Genomic DNA, 20,200 nt, shown 5'->3' with positions numbered 1-20,200 from the left:
TCATCACTGAATAAAAAAGGGTACTTCATAGAAGTACCCTTTATTGATGAGCAAATCATCAAGCGCTAATCAAAGTACTGCGACGATGGCTTCACACAATGGAGCCATATTGTCAGGTGTCATACCCGCAACGTTGACTCGGCCAGAGTTAACTGCGTAAACAGCGAACTCACTACGTAGACGTAAAACTTGCTCTTTGGTCAGCCCACTGAACGAGAACATACCGTTCTGGTTAATGATAAAGCTGAAATCTTGTTTCGCGCCTTTTTCCTGCAACGTATTAACAAACAACTGACGCATGCGATGAATGCGTTGGCGCATATCGGTCAATTCTTGTTCCCAAATGGCACGCAGTGCTGGATTGCTCAAAATCGTCGCGACGACAGAAGCACCATGGGCTGGTGGGTTAGAATAGTTGGCGCGAATAACGGCTTTCACTTGGCTGAACACGATATCTGCTACATCGCTGCTTGCTGCAACGACAGTACATGCCCCAACACGCTCGTTGTACAGACCAAAGTTTTTCGAATATGAGCTGCAAACGATCAATTCTTGATGTTTCGCGGCAAAGATTCGCAGGCCCTGAGCATCTTCTTCCAAACCTTTGGCAAAGCCTTGGTAAGCGAAGTCAAACAGAGGTAACCAACCTTTCGCGGCAGAGAGCTCAGCTAATTGGCTCCACTGGGCTTCAGTTGGGTCGATACCGGTTGGGTTATGGCAACAGCCATGGAACAACACAACATCGCCAGCCTGAGCTTCTGACAGGCTATTTAATAGCCCATCGAAGTCTAACGCATGGTTCGCTGCATCATAATAGGCATACTCAACCACTTCCAGCCCTGCGGCAGCGAAGACATTTTTATGGTTTGGCCAGCTAGGATTACTGACCCAGACACGTTTGGCACTGGTTTGATGTGCGATAAAATCGGCAGCGATACGTAACCCGCCTGTTCCACCTGGGGTTTGTGCGGTACGTGCACGTTTATCAGCGATAATCGCGCTTTGGGATCCGAACAATAATTCCTGAGTGCAACTCGCGAAAGCCGGTAGGCCATCAATACTCAGATAGTTTTTAGTAACTTCATTTTCCAGCAAATACTGCTCAGCTTTCTTCACGCTGGTGAGTACCGGCGTTTTACCGGTTTCGTCTTTGTAGACGCCAATTCCCAGATTGATTTTATTAGGGCGGTCATCCGCGCGGAAAATATCGGTCAGGCCCAGAATAGGGTCCGCAGGTGCAGCAGTGATTTTTTCAAACATGTCAGAGGCTTCCATGGCTTAGCGTTAAGCAAACAGAGCTATCAGGGTAACGCCAGTTTCAGCCTTTGCCAACCGTTTGCGATAAAAAGAAATGAATGTTGTGAGGCGGGGGGATTCAGGGTGAAAAATCAGCAAAATTGTAAGATTGGCAGCGGAATATCCCTATATTGACTAAGGATAGAAACAAAAAGACAGAGCCGAAGCCCTGTCTTTTTTAACTTACGTCAGCAGATAAACTGCTCGATTAAGTTTAACTTAGAACTGGTAAACCAAGCCAACACCAACAACGTCGTCTGTGTTCAGGCCGTTAGTACGAGTGAAGTTGTCTTCGTCCAGCAAGTTGATTTTGTAATCAACATAAGTGGTCATGTTTTTGTTGAACGCGTAGTAAGTACCAACAGAAACATATTTCAGCAGGTCATGGTTGTCATCAGTTGCGTTGTTCAGGTCCTTACCTTTGGACTGAACATAACCCAGTGATGGACGCAGACCGAAGTCGAACTGGTATTGTGCGGTGATTTCAATGTCACGAGTCTTGTTAGCAACAGAATCATTGCCAAATGGAGTCATGTTTTGAGTTTCAGCATACATTACAGCCAGGTATACGTTGTTAGCGTCGTATTTAGCACCAACGTTCCATGCTTGAGCTTTATCGCCTTCAGCAAATGTTGCGTTAGTCAGGTGAGCATCTTTCTGTGCAGTAGTACGGTTTGCAGTAGAGAAACCAGCACCGAAGTTCACGCCGTAACCGATATCATAAGTAGAAGAGATACCGAAGCCGTCACCGTTCTGAGTAGTCAGCAAGCCATCACGGCCACTTTCGTTTTTGCCTTGGTATTGCAGGGCAAAGTTCAGACCGTCAACCAGACCGAAGAAGTTGGTGTTACGATAAGTAGCCAGACCAGTAGAACGACCAGTCATGTAGTTATCAGGGTTAGAGATTGAGTCGCCACCGAATACTGGCAGCATGTCAGTCCATGCGTTGACGTCATAGATTACGCCGTAGTTACGGCCGTAGTCGAATGAACCGAATTCAGCAAATTTCAGACCAGCAAAGCCCAGGCGGGTTTTGTTGCCTTTAGCTTCTTGTGATTCAGCGTTGTTAGCCTGAATGTTGTATTCCCACTGGCCGTAACCGGTCAGTTGGTCAGTAATTTGGGTTTCACCTTTGAAGCCGAAACGAACATAAGATTCGTCGCCGTCTTGACCAGCGTTGTCAGAGAACTGGTGACGCGCGTCAACTTTACCGTACAGGTCAAGTTTGTTGCCGTCTTTGTTGTAGATTTCTGCAGCATTAGCCGCGCCAGCGACCAACAATGCTGGGATTACTACTGCAAGAATATTGCGCTTCATCATTATTATTACCCTCATTGGTTTTATTCGGACACCTGCCACTGCCGACAATAATTTTTTTGGAACTATTGTTGAGAGTTTGGTGTCGTCTGTGTCTGAACGCAGTGTTCCATTCACCGACCTTATAATCCAGACCGAAAATGCTACCAATTACCTGAATATGTTTCATTGGGATACTATGTGTTACTAAATGTAAATTTAAGGGAACTTTGTGACTTAGATCGAACTTTAAAAAATGACAAAAGCCAGCAGAGCTGGCTTTTATTTATACAACTGCACTAACTTTTTCTAAATGACGAACTTAGAAGCTGGCGTTTCTCGGTGTCCGTGGGAACGGAATAACATCCCGAACGTTTTGAACCCCTGTTACATAGGAGATCAAACGCTCAAATCCTAGCCCAAACCCTGAATGTGGTACAGTGCCGTAGCGACGCAGATCACGATACCACCAATAATCTTCTTTATTGAGGCCCATTTCTTCCAGACGCGCATCCAACACATCTAAACGCTCTTCACGCTGTGAACCACCGATGATTTCACCAATGCCTGGCGCCAACACATCCATCGCCGCAACAGTTTTGCCATCATCGTTCATACGCATATAGAAAGCTTTAATGTCTTTCGGGTAGTTTTTAACCACGACCGGTGCTTTAAAGTGTTTCTCTGCCAAATAACGCTCATGCTCAGAAGATAAATCGATGCCCCAAGACACGTCATTTTCAAACTTCTGGCCTGATGCCTGTAAGATCTCAATAGCGTCAGTGTAATTAACCTGAGCGAAGTCAGAAGTCACAAAACGCTGCAAGCGCTCCATGGCATCTTTATCGACACGTTCTGCGAAGAATTTCATGTCATCAGCGCGTTCGTTCAGTACCGCTTGGAAAACATATTTCAACATTTTCTCAGCCAAACCAGCGACATCATCCAATGAAGCGAATGCAACTTCTGGTTCTACCATCCAGAACTCCGCCAAATGACGGCTCGTATTAGAGTTCTCAGCACGGAAAGTGGGGCCGAAGGTGTAAACTTTTGACAACGCACTCGCGTAGGTTTCACCGTTTAACTGGCCAGATACTGTCAGGAATGCTTCTTTACCGAAGAAATCCTCGCTGAAATCGATAGCACCGGTATCGGTACGTGGCAGGTTTTCCAGATCTAACGTCGAGACACGGAACATTTCACCGGCACCTTCGGTATCTGATGCAGTGATAAGCGGCGTAGAAACCCAGAAATAACCGTTTTCATCGAAGAAACGGTGAATGGCTTGTGCCAAGGTATGGCGAACACGGGCAACCGCGCCAATCAGATTCGTGCGTGGGCGCAAGTGGGCGACTTCACGTAAATATTCGATGCTGTGACGCTTGGCCGCCATCGGGTAGGTATCAGGATCATCCACCCAACCGACGACTTTGATAGCCGTAGCTTGGATTTCAAAACTTTGGCCTTCACCAGGTGATGCCACGACGGTCCCAGTGATTTCAACTGAACAGCCAGTGGTCAGATGCAACACTTCATCCTGATAATTTGGCAAAGAATTATTCACGACGGCCTGTAACGGGTCAAAGCAGGAACCGTCATAAACAGCAACGAAGGAGATACCCGCTTTTGAATCTCTCCGGGTACGTACCCAACCGCGTACGGTGACTTCACTGTCAACCGCAGCACGGCCTTGCAGTACGTCGACTACAGGCACTACGCTCATAGATTTCTCTCTTTAATAGTTTTGATATAGAAATAGTTAACAACCCAAGAAAATGGGGATGTTGCTATGTTACTTGCGACAGTGCAGGACACAAGTAGAAATCACCAGTTTAGTGCAACATTTCTATGCTTATGATGAATTGCTTATGGTGAATAAGAGGTGGCACAAATGCTAGCTAGCTTTCTTAACTAGCGGCAGGGCAAAGGCTTCACGTAACTCATCGACAAACGCGGGATCGTGGCAAATGGTTTTACCGGGGCTATCAGACAGCTTAGCCACTGGTTTGTTGTTGCATTCAACCAGCTTGATAACAATATTCAATGGATTTACACCGGGAATATCACAGGTTAAGCGTGTGCCAATGCCAAAAACCAATTGGATGCGCTGGTAGAAATGGCGATAGAGTGATAACGCTTTTTCCAAATCTAGATTATCGGAGAAAACCAATGTCTTGGTCAGAGGGTCAATGCCCAGAGTCTCGTAATGTGCAATGGCTTTTTCACCCCACTCGACTGGGTCACCAGAGTCATGGCGCAATCCCTGATAGCGATGAGCAAATGTTTCATCAAAATCGCGTAAGAAGGCATCCATGGTAATACAGTCGGTCAATGCTACCCCAAGTTGATCGGGGTATTCATCTAACCAAACTTGCAGTGCAACACGCTGGCTGTTTGCTAAAACAGGGCTTATTTGTTGATGTGCCTGGAACCATTCATGTGCCTGAGTCCCCACCGGGGTTAATGCCAATTTACGGGCTAAATCATAGTTACTGGTTCCGACAAGATACGGGAACTCATTTTTTAAGCTGCCCACGATGGCATGTTGTATCTCGCGTGAAAAACGGCGACGGGTGCCGAAATCCATTAACTTGAACTGAGAAATATCAATATCAGCACTGAGCGTTTTAAATTGTTGTAGTTTGCGGCGCAGTTGCTCAATAGCTTGGGCGGTAGATACATGCACAGAACGGTGGCGATGGACGACTTCGCTGATGACCGCGAGAAGAGGGACTTCCCATAAGATAGTTTCACACCATAAACCCGCTATACGGATCTCTAGCTTACCGTTGTTATTCAAGACAGTGACTTGTTCAGGGTTAAAGCGAAAAGTGCGTAACCAATGGAGATAATCTGCTTGAAAAAAGGGCAGGCTTGAGAGGTAGGAGTACTCATCATCAGTTAGCGCCAATTGGCTCATTAATGCTATTTGCTGGCGAATTTCACCGGCATATTCTCCCAGCAGCTCATCACCGCGGCAGCGGAACTCTGCGGCAACAGAAATAGAGCGATAGCGATGGAACACCGCCTGCTGCATATGAAGTTTATATGCATCGGTATCAAGCAATGAAGTCAAAATCGGTGTGGCGTCTTGAGTCATGGCGCTATACAGCATCCTCGTAGCAGCATTTTCATAGTTGGTATAAACGATAGCGTCGGCATAAACGATAAAGCCACGGGAGTATACCGATATTATTCTGTTATTGAAGTCTCATCACACCATAAATTCTAATCCAAGGTCTAGGCTTAAACGTGCCTTTAATATCGATTCAGGTGGGTTGATGAAAACATTTGCAAGTTTGTTTTATAGAGGAATGCCAGAGATAACCACCTAGGGCAATAAAGGCGAGAAGTTTAGGTCCTTAATAAAGGAGAAAAACGGTTTTATGGCTAAACAAATGCAAACGTGCCATTGGTTTGCGAACCATCTCGAAAAAACCAACATTAATGCCGAATTGCCGCCATTGCTACGGGTCCCCAACTAGGTTTTTATTTCAATTGTGATACATTGAAAAGCTATCTTAGTCTTGGGCAAAGCCACTAGCAGCCATGTTCTTAAGCTCATTTAGCCATATAAGGCAGACCGGATAATCATATTCACAGATGACGTCAAAAGGGTTTCTATGTCACAACAGCCGCAAGTTAAATATCGTCACGACTATCGTGCGCCGGATTACACCATTACCGACATTGATCTGGACTTCGTACTGGATGCGCAAAAAACGACGGTAACGGCGGTCAGCAAGGTAAAGCGTCAGGCAACCGATGTCACTCCGTTGGTTCTAAATGGTGAAGACCTCACATTAATCAGTATCAGCGTTGATGGGCAACCATGGCCTCATTATCATCTACAGGATAATTCGCTAGTTATTGAGCAATTACCCGCACATTTCACACTGACAATCGTGAATGATATTCACCCCGCCACAAACAGTGCGCTTGAGGGGCTTTATCTTTCCGGTGAGGCATTGTGTACCCAGTGTGAAGCCGAAGGTTTCCGCCATATTACTTATTATTTAGACCGCCCTGATGTGCTGGCCCGTTTTACCACTCGTATCGTTGCCGACAAATCTCGCTATCCTTATTTGCTCTCCAACGGTAACCGTGTCGGGCAGGGTGAATTAGACGATGGCCGCCATTGGGTTAAATGGGAAGACCCATTCCCAAAACCTTGCTACTTATTCGCCTTGGTTGCCGGTGATTTTGATGTTTTGCGCGATACATTTATCACGCGCTCGGGCCGTGAAGTGGCGTTGGAGCTTTTTGTTGACCGGGGTAATTTAGACCGGGCCGACTGGGCAATGACCTCGTTGAAGAACTCAATGAGATGGGATGAGACTCGTTTCGGTCTGGAATACGATCTCGACATCTATATGATCGTCGCGGTGGATTTCTTCAATATGGGCGCTATGGAGAATAAAGGGTTGAATGTCTTCAACTCAAAATATGTGCTCGCAAAAGCAGAAACTGCTACAGATAAAGATTATCTGAACATTGAAGCGGTAATTGGTCATGAATATTTCCACAACTGGACCGGTAACCGCGTTACTTGTCGTGATTGGTTCCAATTAAGCTTGAAAGAAGGGTTAACCGTTTTCCGTGATCAAGAGTTCAGTTCTGATTTAGGTTCGCGTTCAGTTAACCGTATCGAAAATGTGCGAGTCATGCGTGCAGCGCAATTCGCAGAAGACGCAAGTCCAATGGCCCATGCTATTCGCCCAGATAAAGTCATCGAGATGAATAACTTCTATACCCTAACGGTATATGAAAAAGGTTCAGAAGTGATTCGCATGATGCATACCTTGCTGGGCGAACAACAGTTCCAAGCTGGCATGCAGCTCTATTTTGAGCGCCATGATGGCAGTGCAGCCACTTGTGATGATTTTGTACAGGCGATGGAAGATGCTTCTAATGTCGATCTATCCTTGTTCCGTCGTTGGTATAGCCAATCAGGTACCCCGATACTGACGGTGCGTGATGATTATGATGCGGAAAAACAGCAATACCATTTACACGTTAGCCAAAAAACATTACCAACGGCAGATCAACCTGAAAAACTGCCATTGCATATCCCACTGGATATTGAGCTGTATGACAGCAAAGGCAACGTGATTGCGTTACAGAGAAATGGGTTACCGGTTCATCACGTACTGAATGTGACTGAAGCTGAGCAGACCTTCACCTTTGATAACGTAGCACATACGCCAATCCCATCCCTACTGCGTGAATTCTCCGCGCCAGTTAAGTTGGATTACACTTACAGCGATCAGCAACTGACGTTCCTGATGCAGCATGCGCGTAATGAGTTTTCTCGTTGGGATGCGGCGCAAAGTCTGTTAGCCACCTATATCAAGCTTAACGTTGCCAAATATCAGCAGAAGCAGCCATTGAGTTTACCGACTCACGTGGCGGATGCCTTCCGCGCAATATTACTTGATGAGAACCTCGATCCCGCTTTAGCAGCACAGATCCTGACGTTACCGTCAGAAAATGAAATAGCAGAACTCTTTACGACGATTGATCCACAGGCCATCAGTGCAGTACATGAAGCGATTACACGCTGTCTGGCCCAAGAACTATCAGGTGAGCTATTGGCTGTTTATGTCGCGAATCTAACGCCGGAGTATCGGATTGAGCATGGTGATATTGCCAAGCGGGCATTGCGTAATACTTGCTTGAGTTATCTGGCCTTTGGTGATGAAGATTTTGCTAACAAGCTTGTGTCTTCACAATACCATCAAGCCGATAATATGACGGATTCATTGGCTGCAATGGCGGCAGCAGTGGCGGCACAGCTACCTTGTCGCGATGAGCTATTAGCCGCCTTTGATGTACGCTGGAATCATGATGGCTTAGTGATGGATAAATGGTTTGCACTACAAGCTACCAGTCCTGCAGCGGATGTATTAACACAGGTACGCGCTTTGCTTAAGCATCCAGCATTTAGCCTAAGCAACCCAAATCGGACTCGTTCTCTGGTGGGTAGCTTTGCTTCTGGTAACCCAGCAGCATTCCATGCAATTGATGGTAGCGGTTATCAATTCCTAGTCGAGATTCTCAGTGACTTGAATACCCGCAATCCGCAGGTTGCTGCGCGGTTGATTGAACCTTTAATTCGCTTAAAACGCTATGATGCAGAACGTCAGGCGCTGATGCGACAAGCACTGGAACAATTAAAAACGCTGGAAAACTTATCCGGTGATTTGTTCGAGAAAATTACCAAGGCGTTGGCGGCATAGTATTTAATGCCATTTAGCTATCTGAGAGGGCAGAAATGCCCGCTCAGGTTGCAAACAAACACCGATAACTCAATCTGGAACGGTGAGGACAGGCAGAAGAGTAAAGCGTCCGCGCCAAGGATGGCGCGGCTCGAGCCATCAGGGATGATTTTACGGCGTCTTTACGATCTGCTTGTCCTCTCCGCGCTAGGTGTCTTATCAGTTATCTGAGAGGGCAGAAATGCTCTTTTTGTGTCTTTGTCTCTTCTTACTTGCAAATAATTAACACTTTGTTATCAAGCAAGTGTGACTTGCTATTCTTTGCGCGGCTTTACTTAGCAAACGTTTACTTTCCTGAAAGATGAATTTACCATTCCCGCATCTATCCACATGTTGGCAGCCGGTCAGCTAACCACCGTGAATATGTGTCACCACATAAATTGAACGTCACTGGCTGTAGAACGACAGAATTAATACCCGCTAACGGTTTGTCACCGGTCGCTCAGGAGATCACATGTACTATCCTCTCGTCAAAAAAGCACTCTTTCAGCTTGATCCAGAACGTGCTCATGAGTTCACGTTTCGCCAGTTAAAACGTGTTACTGGTACTCCACTTGAGTTTTTAGTACGCCAGTCAGTACCCACTAAACCGGTCAGTTGCATGGGCTTATCATTCAAAAACCCAGTTGGCTTAGCTGCCGGTCTGGATAAAGATGGTGAGTGCATTGATGCTCTCGGTGCGATGGGCTTTGGCTTTATCGAAGTTGGCACGGTGACACCACGGCCACAGTCAGGTAATGACAAACCAAGGCTATTTAGGATCGTTGAAGCTGAAGGTTTGATCAATCGGATGGGGTTTAATAATCACGGCGTTGATAACTTAATTGAGAACGTTAAAAAATCCCATTTTGGCGGTATTTTAGGGATTAATATTGGTAAGAATAAAGATACGCCAGTTGAACAAGGTAAAGACGATTACTTGATTTGTATGGATAAAATATATCCATACGCTGGATATATTGCGATTAATATTTCTTCACCTAATACACCGGGGTTGCGATCTTTACAGTATGGTGAAGCATTAGATGATTTGTTAGCGGCAATTAAAAATAAGCAAACTGAATTACAGCAAAGACATCATAAGTACGTTCCGGTTGCCGTAAAGATCGCACCGGATCTTACTGAAGATGAATTGATCCAAATAGCCGACAGTTTAGTTCGCCATAATATAGATGGTGTTATTGCCACTAATACAACACTCGACCGTTCTCTAATTCAAGGATTAAATTATTGCGAACAAGCGGGTGGATTAAGTGGCCGACCATTACAACTACGCAGCACTGAAGTGATTCGCCGTTTATCGCAAGAGCTGCAAGGGCGTTTGCCAATTATTGGTGTTGGTGGAATTGATTCAGTCACCGCTGCGCGAGAAAAAATGGCCGCTGGTGCTTCTTTGATTCAAATTTATTCCGGATTCATCTTCCGTGGACCAGGTTTGATTAAGAATATCGTTACTCATATCTAATTATTTAAGCTCATTACTTGCCGGGGGGTTTATTTATTCCTCCGGCTCGTCTATATTTTACTCCGATAGATTAAATCTACAGCGAAAGCCTTATATGAATTTAATCCCTTTTGATGGGTGAATACTCAAATATTGAGTCAATGAAGTTGGCAGCATGGCGGGAAGGAAAGAATATGCGGATTAAACCAGACGATAAATGGCGTTGGTATTTTGATACCGAACACGACCGACTGATGTTGGATTTAGCTAATGGTATGATATTTCGCTCGCGTTTCCCGTCTAAAATGCTAACGCCTGACGCCTTTGACGAATCTGCATTTTGTGTTGACGATGCCGCGCTTTATTTTGAATTTGAAGATCAATGCCGCCAAATAAAACTCAGCCATGAGCAACGTTCAGAATTAGTTTTAAACGCACTGGTTGCATTTCGTTTCTTAAAACCGTTAATGCCTAAAAGTTGGTATTTTGCTCAGCAGCCGAAATCACTTACGCCGCAAAATGCTGAGTTAGCCGCAGTAAAAGTATTAGATAGTGGTGAGGATGTACGTTTGTTAGTCGTTGAGTCGGGTGACAGCGCCAGCTTATGTTTATTAGCCCAATCTCAGGTGACGTTAGCAGGGCGGCAGCTAATGCTGGGTGATGCAATAAAGATCATGAATGACCGCTTATTGCCGTTAGTCATTGAAGAGGTTTACACCGCCCCAGCCTTTGATCTGGATAGAGCGGTTTAATCCCTTTCTTATTTGAAGCTATTGCAATGTTAGCAACAAATATTGATCCGCATTGCTGACTTAAGTCAGTTCAACAGAATATTCTTATTTACCGCTAAGGGTTATGTTCCCTTTGGGGATGCAGCTGCAACAAAGAATCGTCCCATCATTGCCAATAGCACTTTGTTTTAACGGTGCGACATCGCCATCGACTAACGTAATTCGACAACAGCCACATATCCCTGCACGACATGAATAGGGAATACGAATATTTTGCTGTTCCAACTGCTCCAATAATACCTGCTGATTATTGCCATTAAACCGAATGCCATTGTATTCAATAGAGACGACTTTTGATTTATCTTCCGGCGCCGCGAGGCTCTCTACGACAATGCCTTCGCTATAGGGACGTGGTGGTTTGGTTGATAGAATTTCGACTTCATCGCCGACGCGAATAATACCGCTGTTTCTGGCCACCATATTCTGACCAAAATCAATATCACCATTCTCAGCCGTTCGGAATGTCTGCAATGTCCGTAATGGTTCACCGCTTGGATGCTTGCGTCCACGCTCAATGCTCACTGTGGTTAATACACAACGGCTACAGGGTTTCACTAAATCAAAGGTAATATCGCCGACACGGATAACTTTCCAACTGTCCTCAGCAAAAGCATCTGCACCCGTCACCACGAGATTTGGACGAAATTGTTCAAGTTTGATGCTACTAGGGCAGCGTTGCTGCAATGCTTTAAATGAGGCTTCATTGATCAACAGATAAGGGAAGCCATCAGCAAAAGAAAGTGGGATCTCTGGCAGAGGTTTTACTCGGCGAGTTAATTCTGGGCCAAGCCAGCGCAATTGGACTTCGCGTTGAAAATATCCACTTAGCCAGCTATTGATAGTGGGTGGCGCAATCAGCGCAGTAAAATGATTCCCCCAAACTTCAGTGGGTTCAGCATTGGCTAAGAAATCATTAAAGCGGATACTGGCACTCTCGCCATCGGGGGCAGTGAGATATAAACCGTCTGACATCAGGGCCGGTGTGAACATCACCATTTTGGGGTTCTGGCGCGCCGTCATAAAAGTGCCATCAGGCTCAGTAATCATAAATACACGGTCAAAGGCCAGTCCGCTGCTGCTGACTTGTGCATGAGAAAGCTGCAAGCCGCGCATGGATTTTACCGGATGAACGTAGAGTCGGGAGAGGGTAATCACCATAGCCTCCGTGCGAGTATAAAATTAAGAAGGAGCAACTTTATGACAAGCCGCTGGGATTAGCTATAATGCGCAACAATTTTCTTTTTGGTGATAGTGCGATATGAACTCTCTGTTTGCCAGCACGGCGCGTGGACTGGAAGAACTGTTAAAAAGCGAACTCGAAGCGCTGGGAGCCCTCGACTGTAAAGTAGTACAGGGTGGGGTACATTTTCAGGGCGACGATCGACTCATGTACCAAAGCTTGCTGTGGAGCCGGTTGGCTTCGCGCATCCTGTTGCCACTCAATGAATTCAAGGTATACAGCGACTTGGACCTGTATCTCGGCGTACAGGCGATTGACTGGCCGTCAATCTTTGGTGTGGATAAAACCTTTGCTGTGCACTTTAGCGGTGTAAATGAAGAGATACGCAATAGTCAGTACGGTGCGTTGAAAGTCAAAGATGCCATTGTGGATAGCTTCACCCGTAAGTTAGAGCAGCGTCCAACGGTGGCTAAGCAACAGCCGGATATTCGCGTCAATGTATTCTTGCAACGTGATATGGCCAGTGTAGCACTCGATCTCAGTGGCGAAGGCCTGCATCAGCGTGGCTACCGTGATTTAACCGGTCAGGCTCCGTTGAAAGAAAACTTGGCCGCGGCAATCATTCAACGTTCTGGTTGGCAGTTGGGTACACCGATGGTCGATCCGATGTGTGGTTCAGGTACCTTGCTGATTGAAGCGGCTATGATGGCTTCTGATCGTGCGCCGGGCCTGCATCGTTCACATTGGGGCTTCACGGCTTGGAGTGCGTTTAACGAAGATCTCTGGCGTGAATTGACTACCGAAGCGCAAGTCCGTGCTCGCACTGGCTTGCAGGAGACGACCTCACGCTTCTTTGGTTCAGACATTGATCGTCGAGTGATTGAGATGGCTCGTGCTAACGCCCGAAGGGCTGGCGTCTCAGAGCTGATCAGTTTCAATGCTAATGATGTCAGTAAATTGGTGAATCCATTGCCAGAAGGGCCAGTGGGAACCGTCATCAGTAACCCGCCATACGGCGAACGTTTGGACAGCGAACCGGCATTGATCGCACTGCATAATATGCTGGGTCGTATCATGAAAACATCATTTGGTGGTTGGCGCTTATCGTTGTTCAGCGCTTCGCCAGAACTGCTGAGCTGTTTGCAATTACGTGCAGATCGCGAGTTTAAAGCTAAAAATGGCCCGTTAGATTGCGTACAGAAAAACTATCAGTTAACCGCGAATCCGCAAGGGGCCAGTGGCGTACAAGTGGCAGAAGATTATGCCAATCGCCTGCGTAAGAACGTGAAAAAATTGGATAAGTGGGCTAAACAGCAGGGTATCGAATGCTACCGTTTGTATGATGCCGATTTACCCGATTACAACGTGGCGGTCGATCGTTATGGTAGCAAAGTCGTGGTGCAAGAATATGCGCCACCTAAAACGATTGATGCACAAAAAGCTCGTCAGCGCCTGTTTGATGTCATCAATGCCACGCTTGCGGTATTAAATTTACCTTCAAATCAGCTGGTGCTAAAAACCCGTGAACGGCAAAAGGGTAAAAACCAATACGAGAAATTGGCGCAAAAAGGTGAATTCCTGTTGGTGAGTGAGTATAACGCCAAGCTATGGGTTAACCTGACCGATTACCTTGATACAGGTCTGTTCCTTGATCATCGCATCGCGCGTCAGATGCTAGGCAAAATGAGCCAAGGTAAAGATTTCCTGAATCTATTTGCCTACACCGGCACAGCAAGTGTGCATGCAGGATTGGGCGGCGCACGTAGCACCACCACGGTGGATATGTCGCGCACTTATTTAGAGTGGGCCGAGAAGAATTTACGGGTAAATGGCTTAACCGGCCAGCAGCATCGTTTGATTCAAGCCGATTGCCTCTCTTGGCTTAGTAATACCGATGAGCAATTCGATGTGATCTTTATTGATCCACCGACGTTCTCTAACTCCAAGCGAATGGAGACCACCTTTGATGTTCAGCGCGATCATTTAGTGCTGATGAAAGAATTGAAACGGTTACTGCGTCGTCAGGGAACAATTATGTTCTCGAACAATAAGCGTGGTTTCCAGATGGATTTGGCCGGGATAGCCGCGTTGGGGTTGGAAGCGAAAGAAATTACCGCTCAAACGCAATCTGAAGATTTTGCCCGTAATCGTCAAATTCACAACTGCTGGCTGGTGACTCACCGCCGCGAGGAAAAGTAAAAACTATGTCGTTAATTAGCATGTCCGGTGCTTGGCTGTCCTTCAGCGATGCCCCTTTATTAGATAATACTGAATTGCATATTGAGGCAAACGAACGTGTTTGTCTGGTGGGTCGTAATGGCGCGGGTAAATCCACATTACTAAAAATCCTAAATAAAGAAGTTCCGCTGGATGATGGGCGTATCATTTATGAGCAGGATCTGATTGTCGCACGCCTGCAACAAGATCCACCGCGTAATGTGGCCGGAACCGTGTTTGATTTTGTGGCTGAAGGTGTGCAGGAACAAGCTGAACATTTGAAGGCTTATCATGCCACGCTACATGATGTAGAGCTTGACCCGAGCGAGAAGAATCTGAATCGTTTAGCTGCGCTACAGGAAATCCTTGATCACCAAGGCCTATGGCAGTTAGATAGCCGCATTCAAGAGGTATTGCTACAGTTAGGGCTATCGGCAGATGCCGAACTGTCATCACTGTCGGGTGGTTGGTTACGTAAAGCGGCATTAGGTCGTGCCTTGGTAAGCTCACCAAGAGTGCTGCTGTTGGATGAACCGACGAACCACTTAGATATCGAAACCATCAACTGGCTTGAAGGCTTCCTGAAAGAATTCCAAGGCAGCATCGTGTTTATCTCCCATGACCGTTCCTTTATCCGTGCGATGGCGACGCGTATCGTCGATCTTGATCGCGGCAAATTGGTGTCATGGCCGGGTAACTATGAGCTGTATCTTGCTAGCAAGGAAGAAGCGCTACGGGTTGAAGAGCTGCAAAACGCTGAGTTCGACCGTAAATTGGCGCAAGAAGAAGTATGGATTCGCCAAGGTATCAAAGCACGGCGCACCCGTAATGAGGGCCGTGTTCGCGCCTTAAAAGCATTGCGGATGGAGCGTTCACAGCGCCGTGAAGTGATGGGTACGGCCAAGATGCAAGTGGAAGAGACTGTGCGCTCGGGCAAAATCGTCTTCGATCTGGAAAACGTCAATTATCAGATTGATGACAAAGTGCTGGTGAAAGATTTCACCGCGCAGGTTCAGCGTGGCGATAAAATTGCACTGGTTGGTCCTAACGGCTGCGGTAAAACCACGTTGCTGAAACTGATGCTCGGTCAGCTTAAAGCAGACAGTGGCAAAGTGCATTGTGGGACAAAACTGGAAGTGGCTTATTTTGACCAGCATCGTGCTGAGCTTGATCCAGAACGCACGGTAATGGATAACTTGGCTGAAGGTAAGCAAGAAGTGATGGTGAATGGTCGTTCACGCCACGTATTGGGTTATCTGCAAGACTTCCTGTTCCACCCAAAACGTGCCATGACACCGGTTAAAGCGCTGTCAGGTGGTGAACGTAACCGCCTGTTATTGGCAAAGTTATTCCTAAAGCCAAGCAACTTGCTGATCCTCGATGAACCGACCAACGACTTAGATGTGGAAACATTGGAACTGTTGGAAGAGATGGTCGATAGCTATCAGGGCACCGTCTTGCTGGTTAGCCATGACCGTCAATTCGTTGATAACTCGGTCACTGAGTGCTGGATTTTTGAAGGTAATGGCCAAATCAATAGCTTCGTGGGGGGCTATTACGATGCTCACCAGCAGCGTGCTGAAGCAAAACCTATCCGTCAGGTGGCGGCTAAAGTTGAAGAACCTAAAGCGACCGCTGCGGTAAAAAGCAATGCGCCAGCGGCTAAAAAGCCAGGTAAATTGAGCTATAACTTGCAGCGCGAGTTAGATCAGTTACCGCAACAGCTAGAAAAATTGGAAAATGATATCAGCGAGTTACAGGTTCAGGTCAGCCACTCAGATTTCTTCTCCCGTCCGCATGAAGAGACCCAACAGGTCTTGAAAGCACTAGCCGATACAGAACAGGCGTTAGAAGTTGCGTTTGGCCGTTGGGAAGAGCTGGAAGCTCAGAAAAACGGTTAGAAACGTTTAATCACTGCGCTATCAGATAACGTAATAGACCACTCTATAATGATATTGTGTCTATTGTTATATTAGGTTTCTCGATAGAACAGTGTTCAGCTATGCCCTTCAATGATGAAGGGCATGTATAGCCGTAAGGAATGAAATCTTGTGTTCTACTATTCAGCCTGAGCACGGCGAGCAACCCGGTCAGACAGGGAATGTGATCTTGTGCCGGCAATGCGATATGTCAGTGGATTTACCCTCCCTGCCTTATGGCACCAAAGCGGTATGTCCGCGCTGTAAGACGACACTGACTGCGCGGTGGGATGAACCACGTAAACGCCCAGTCGGTTACGCATTAAGTGCATTATTTATGCTGTTGCTGGCGAACATGTTCCCCTTCGTCAAAATGCGCGTCGCGGGGATCACCAGTGAAATTACCCTGATCCAAATCCCTAAAGTGATGGTGGCTGATAACTATGCCAGTATGGCCACGTTATTTATGGTGCTGGTTCAGTTGATACCCGCTTTCTGTATGGTCGCTATCATCCTGCTTTGCTTGCGAGTACGAATGCCGACTCGTTGGAAAGCATTGCTAGCAAAAGTATTATTCCAATGCAAAACCTGGTGCATGGTTGAGATTTTCCTCGCCGGTGTACTGGTGAGTTTTGTCAAACTGATGGCCTACGGTGAAATCGGCATCGGTAGCAGTTTTATCCCTTATTGTATTTTCTGCGTATTGCAAGTGCGCGCATTCCAATGTGTCGACCGCCATTGGATGTGGCAGGATATTGCCCCCGCACCTGCGTTACCGCATCCATTAATTTCGGGCCGGACAGGGCTACGCCAAGGCTTACGTTCGTGTTCCTGCTGTACGGCAATTTTGCCGCAATCTCAGGTGCAATGCCCACGTTGCCATACCTATGGTTATGTCCGTCGCCGCAATAGTTTGCAGTGGACCATGGCATTACTTGTCACCTCTATCATGCTGTATATCCCAGCCAATCTACTCCCCATCATGATTACTGAAAGCTTGGGGAATCAGATGAATTCCACCATTATGGCTGGGGTGATTTTCTTGTGGAGTGAAGGCTCCTACCCAGTGGCTATGGTGATTTTTATTGCCAGTATCATGGTGCCATCGTTAAAAATGTTGGCGATCGGTTGGCTTTGCTGGGATGCGAAAGGCAAGGGAAAAAGTGATACTGAACGAATGCATTTTATTTATGAAATCGTCGAGTTTGTTGGCCGTTGGTCAATGATTGACGTCTTTGTTATTGCGGTGCTCTCGTCATTGGTCCGTATCGGGCAATTGATGAGTATTTACCCGGCGATTGGGGCGCTACTGTTCGCAATGGTAGTGATCCTGACCATGTTTGCTGCATTAACGTTCGATCCGCGTTTAACCTGGGATCGGATAAGTGAAACAACCCAAAAGGAGCCGCAAGGTGACGGAAAATAATCCCAGCCAGAATGTGGCGGAAATTGAAAAAATTAAGCGTTGGTCCCCTGTGTGGATCATCCCAATTGTCACCGCGCTGATTGGTGCATGGATACTGTTTTATCATTTTAGCCATCAAGGGCCTCAGGTGGTCATGACCACGTTGAATGCTGAAGGTATTGAGGCCGGTAAAACAAAAATAAAGAGCCGCAGTGTGGATGTCGGTATTGTCGAGCAGGTTACCCTGAGCCCAGACCTTAACCACGTTATCGTGCAGGCGCGCTTGAACTCAGGCATGGAAACGTTATTGCACAGCGACACAGTGTTCTGGGTTGTGAAGCCGCAGATTGGTCGTGAAGGGGTGTCTGGCCTGGGTACGCTGCTTTCTGGTGCCTACATTGAGTTACAGCCGGGTAGCAAAGGTAAGGCATTAAACGAGTTTACATTGCTTGACTCCCCGCCGTTGGCTTCACCTGATGCCAAAGGGCTACGTATCACTCTTGATAGTGAGCAAGCAGGGCAGTTAAGTGCTGGCGATCCGGTGTTGTTCCGTGGTTATCGCGTCGGTTCAGTTGAAACCAGTACCTTCGATGCGAAATCCCGCCTGATGCGTTATCAGCTATTCATTGGCGCACCATATGACAGTTTGGTCACGACTAACGTCCGCTTCTGGAAAGACAGTGGCGTTGCTGTTGATCTCTCTTCGCAAGGCATGCGAGTCGAAATGGCATCGCTGGCGACGTTGTTCAGTGGTGGCGTCAGTTTTGACGTGCCGGATGGTGTTGAATTGGGTAACCCGATTACAACGGATAAGCCAGAATTCAAATTGTTTGATAACCGCAGCAGTATTCAAAATTCGCTGTATACCGAACATGAAGATTTCCTGCTGTTCTTCTCCGACTCGGTCCGTGGTTTGCAGTCAGGTGCGCCGGTCGAATTCCGTGGTATCCGTGTCGGTACTGTCGGTGATGTTCCGTTCTTCACGGAAGGGATGAGACAGCGCGTGGATAATGATTTCCGTATTCCTGTCCTCATTCGTATTGAACCGGGCCGCTTCCGTAATGATTTGGGTCCAGATGCGAACTTTGAACAGGTACTGAAAACGGCTAAAGAGCGCGGGTTACGCGCGTCTCTAAAATCGGGCAACTTGTTAACCGGTGCTCTATTTATCGATCTGGATTTCTATCCAGATGCCAAACCATGGAAAGGGCCGTTGGAAGTGGCGGGTTACCCATTGCTGCCAACCGTTAGTGGTGGATTGGCGCAAATTCAGCAGAAAGTGATGCAAACGCTGGATAAAATTAATAATCTGCCATTGGATCCGATGGTGAATGAGGTCACGAAAACGCTGGTCGAAAGCCAGAAAACGATGCGTGAAACTCAGAAAACGCTGGAGTCATTGACGGCCATTACCGCCAGTCCGGCAATGAAAGATCTACCACAAGATCTGCAAAAAACCTTGAACGAGCTGAATCGCAGTATGAAAGGCTTCCAACCTGGTTCACCAGCCTACAATAAAATGGTCGGTGATATGCAACGGTTAGATCAGGTCTTGCGCGAGTTACAGCCGATATTGCGGACGTTGAATGAGAAGAGTAACGCGCTGGTATTTGAAGCGGCAGGAAGTCAGGACCCTCAGCCTAAGAAGGCCAAAAAATGATGAAATGGATGGCAGTTATCGCGGCATTGTTACTCAGTGCTTGCAGCAGCGAACCCAACAAAACCTATTATCAGTTACCGGCGCTCAGCGCGCCGGCGACTGCCAGTAGCAGCATCGCCTCAAGACAATTGTGGATTGAGCATGTTGGGGTGGCCGATTATCTGGCTGCGGCGGGAGTGGTCTATCAAACCAACGATGTTCAGTATGTCATTGCAACCAACAATTTATGGGCTAGCCCGTTGGATCAGCAGTTACAGCAAACCTTAGTGACCAACCTTAGCCATGCGTTACCGGGCTGGCTGGTTTCTTCTCAACCACTAGACAGTGATCAGGATGTTCTCAATGTTACCGTGACTGGGTTCCATGGTCGCTATGACGGCCGTGCCATCATTCGCGGTGTGTGGATACTGAAGCATCAGGGGCAACTGATTAAGCAGCCATTCGATTTGGAGCTTAAACAAAGTGAAGATGGCTATGATGCCCTCATCCGTACTTTAGCGACGGGCTGGCAGCAAGAAGCCGCCACGATTGCCGCTCAATTGCAACGCACCTCCGCTAAATAAGGGGGACCATTTATCCCTTCAAAGGGGGATAAATAATATATTGTGCTAAAAAAGTCTAATTCCCTTTCACTGGTCGTCACTCCTGTTGCCATGAAAGGGGATTATCCTTAACTATCAATTCGTTACTGTCATTCACCTCAAATCAATCACT

The 20,200-nt window shown here is 46.9% G+C and carries 13 protein-coding genes; 8 read left to right on the top strand and 5 right to left on the bottom strand.

Annotated elements, in window-relative coordinates; translation table 11 throughout:
• Positions 1 to 69: 69 nt before the first annotated feature.
• From DA391_RS14300 to pncB, 4 genes are all read right to left on the bottom strand, one after another.
• The gene (locus DA391_RS14300; protein ID WP_050873307.1) at positions 70 to 1,260 is read right to left on the bottom strand and encodes an amino acid aminotransferase; all 1,191 of its coding nucleotides are present in this window, start codon (positions 1,258 to 1,260) and stop codon (positions 70 to 72) included.
• A 255-nt stretch (positions 1,261 to 1,515) separates the two neighbouring features.
• A complete protein-coding gene (gene ompF / locus DA391_RS14295) occupies positions 1,516 to 2,613 on the bottom strand; it encodes a porin OmpF (protein WP_167311213.1) in 1,098 nt (365 codons plus the stop codon).
• 301 nt (positions 2,614 to 2,914) lie between these two features.
• Complete coding sequence (gene asnS / locus DA391_RS14290) at positions 2,915 to 4,315, bottom strand: asparagine--tRNA ligase (RefSeq protein ID WP_050286069.1); 1,401 nt, start codon at positions 4,313 to 4,315, stop codon at positions 2,915 to 2,917.
• Positions 4,316 to 4,486: 171 nt separating this feature from the next.
• Positions 4,487 to 5,692, bottom strand: coding sequence for a nicotinate phosphoribosyltransferase (gene pncB / locus DA391_RS14285; RefSeq protein ID WP_050081456.1), 1,206 nt, complete (start codon positions 5,690 to 5,692; stop codon positions 4,487 to 4,489).
• A gap of 523 nt (positions 5,693 to 6,215) precedes the next feature.
• On the opposite strand from pncB, the gene pepN reads away from it, so the two are divergent.
• From pepN to DA391_RS14270, 3 genes are all read left to right on the top strand, one after another.
• Entirely contained in the window at positions 6,216 to 8,831 is a 2,616-nt protein-coding gene (pepN, locus tag DA391_RS14280; protein ID WP_050081457.1) for an aminopeptidase N, read from the top strand.
• Positions 8,832 to 9,324: 493 nt separating this feature from the next.
• Positions 9,325 to 10,335 carry a quinone-dependent dihydroorotate dehydrogenase gene (gene pyrD / locus DA391_RS14275; protein ID WP_050081458.1) on the top strand — a complete coding sequence of 337 codons (1,011 nt, stop codon included), beginning with the start codon at positions 9,325 to 9,327 and terminating at the stop codon, positions 10,333 to 10,335.
• A 173-nt stretch (positions 10,336 to 10,508) separates the two neighbouring features.
• Entirely contained in the window at positions 10,509 to 11,066 is a 558-nt protein-coding gene (locus DA391_RS14270; protein ID WP_019209528.1) for a cell division protein ZapC, read from the top strand.
• Positions 11,067 to 11,150: 84 nt separating this feature from the next.
• Here the strand turns inward: DA391_RS14270 and DA391_RS14265 are convergent, their stop codons facing one another.
• Positions 11,151 to 12,263, bottom strand: coding sequence for a YcbX family protein (locus DA391_RS14265; protein WP_108087900.1), 1,113 nt, complete (start codon positions 12,261 to 12,263; stop codon positions 11,151 to 11,153).
• 100 nt (positions 12,264 to 12,363) lie between these two features.
• On the opposite strand from DA391_RS14265, the gene rlmKL reads away from it, so the two are divergent.
• The 5 genes from rlmKL to pqiC all read left to right on the top strand — a co-directional run bounded on the left by rlmKL (position 12,364) and on the right by pqiC (position 20,049).
• The gene (gene rlmKL, locus DA391_RS14260) at positions 12,364 to 14,484 is read left to right on the top strand and encodes a bifunctional 23S rRNA (guanine(2069)-N(7))-methyltransferase RlmK/23S rRNA (guanine(2445)-N(2))-methyltransferase RlmL (protein ID WP_050081459.1); all 2,121 of its coding nucleotides are present in this window, start codon (positions 12,364 to 12,366) and stop codon (positions 14,482 to 14,484) included.
• 5 nt (positions 14,485 to 14,489) lie between these two features.
• A complete protein-coding gene (locus tag DA391_RS14255) occupies positions 14,490 to 16,403 on the top strand; it encodes an ABC transporter ATP-binding protein (RefSeq protein ID WP_050873310.1) in 1,914 nt (637 codons plus the stop codon).
• A gap of 226 nt (positions 16,404 to 16,629) precedes the next feature.
• Complete coding sequence (gene pqiA, locus DA391_RS14250) at positions 16,630 to 17,847, top strand: membrane integrity-associated transporter subunit PqiA (protein ID WP_019209532.1); 1,218 nt, start codon at positions 16,630 to 16,632, stop codon at positions 17,845 to 17,847.
• Entirely contained in the window at positions 17,834 to 19,486 is a 1,653-nt protein-coding gene (gene pqiB / locus DA391_RS14245) for an intermembrane transport protein PqiB (RefSeq protein WP_019209533.1), read from the top strand. Before pqiA ends, pqiB begins: the two co-directional genes overlap by 14 nt.
• Positions 19,483 to 20,049, top strand: a complete 567-nt coding sequence (gene pqiC, locus DA391_RS14240; RefSeq protein WP_050081461.1) for a membrane integrity-associated transporter subunit PqiC — start codon at positions 19,483 to 19,485, stop codon at positions 20,047 to 20,049. The genes pqiB and pqiC overlap by 4 nt, the downstream gene beginning before the upstream one ends.
• Positions 20,050 to 20,200: the final 151 nt, after the last annotated feature.

It is taken from the genome of Yersinia massiliensis (assembly GCF_003048255.1).
Classification (GTDB): Bacteria; Pseudomonadota; Gammaproteobacteria; order Enterobacterales; family Enterobacteriaceae; genus Yersinia; species Yersinia massiliensis_A.
This window is presented reverse-complemented; position numbering and strand designations above follow the sequence as displayed.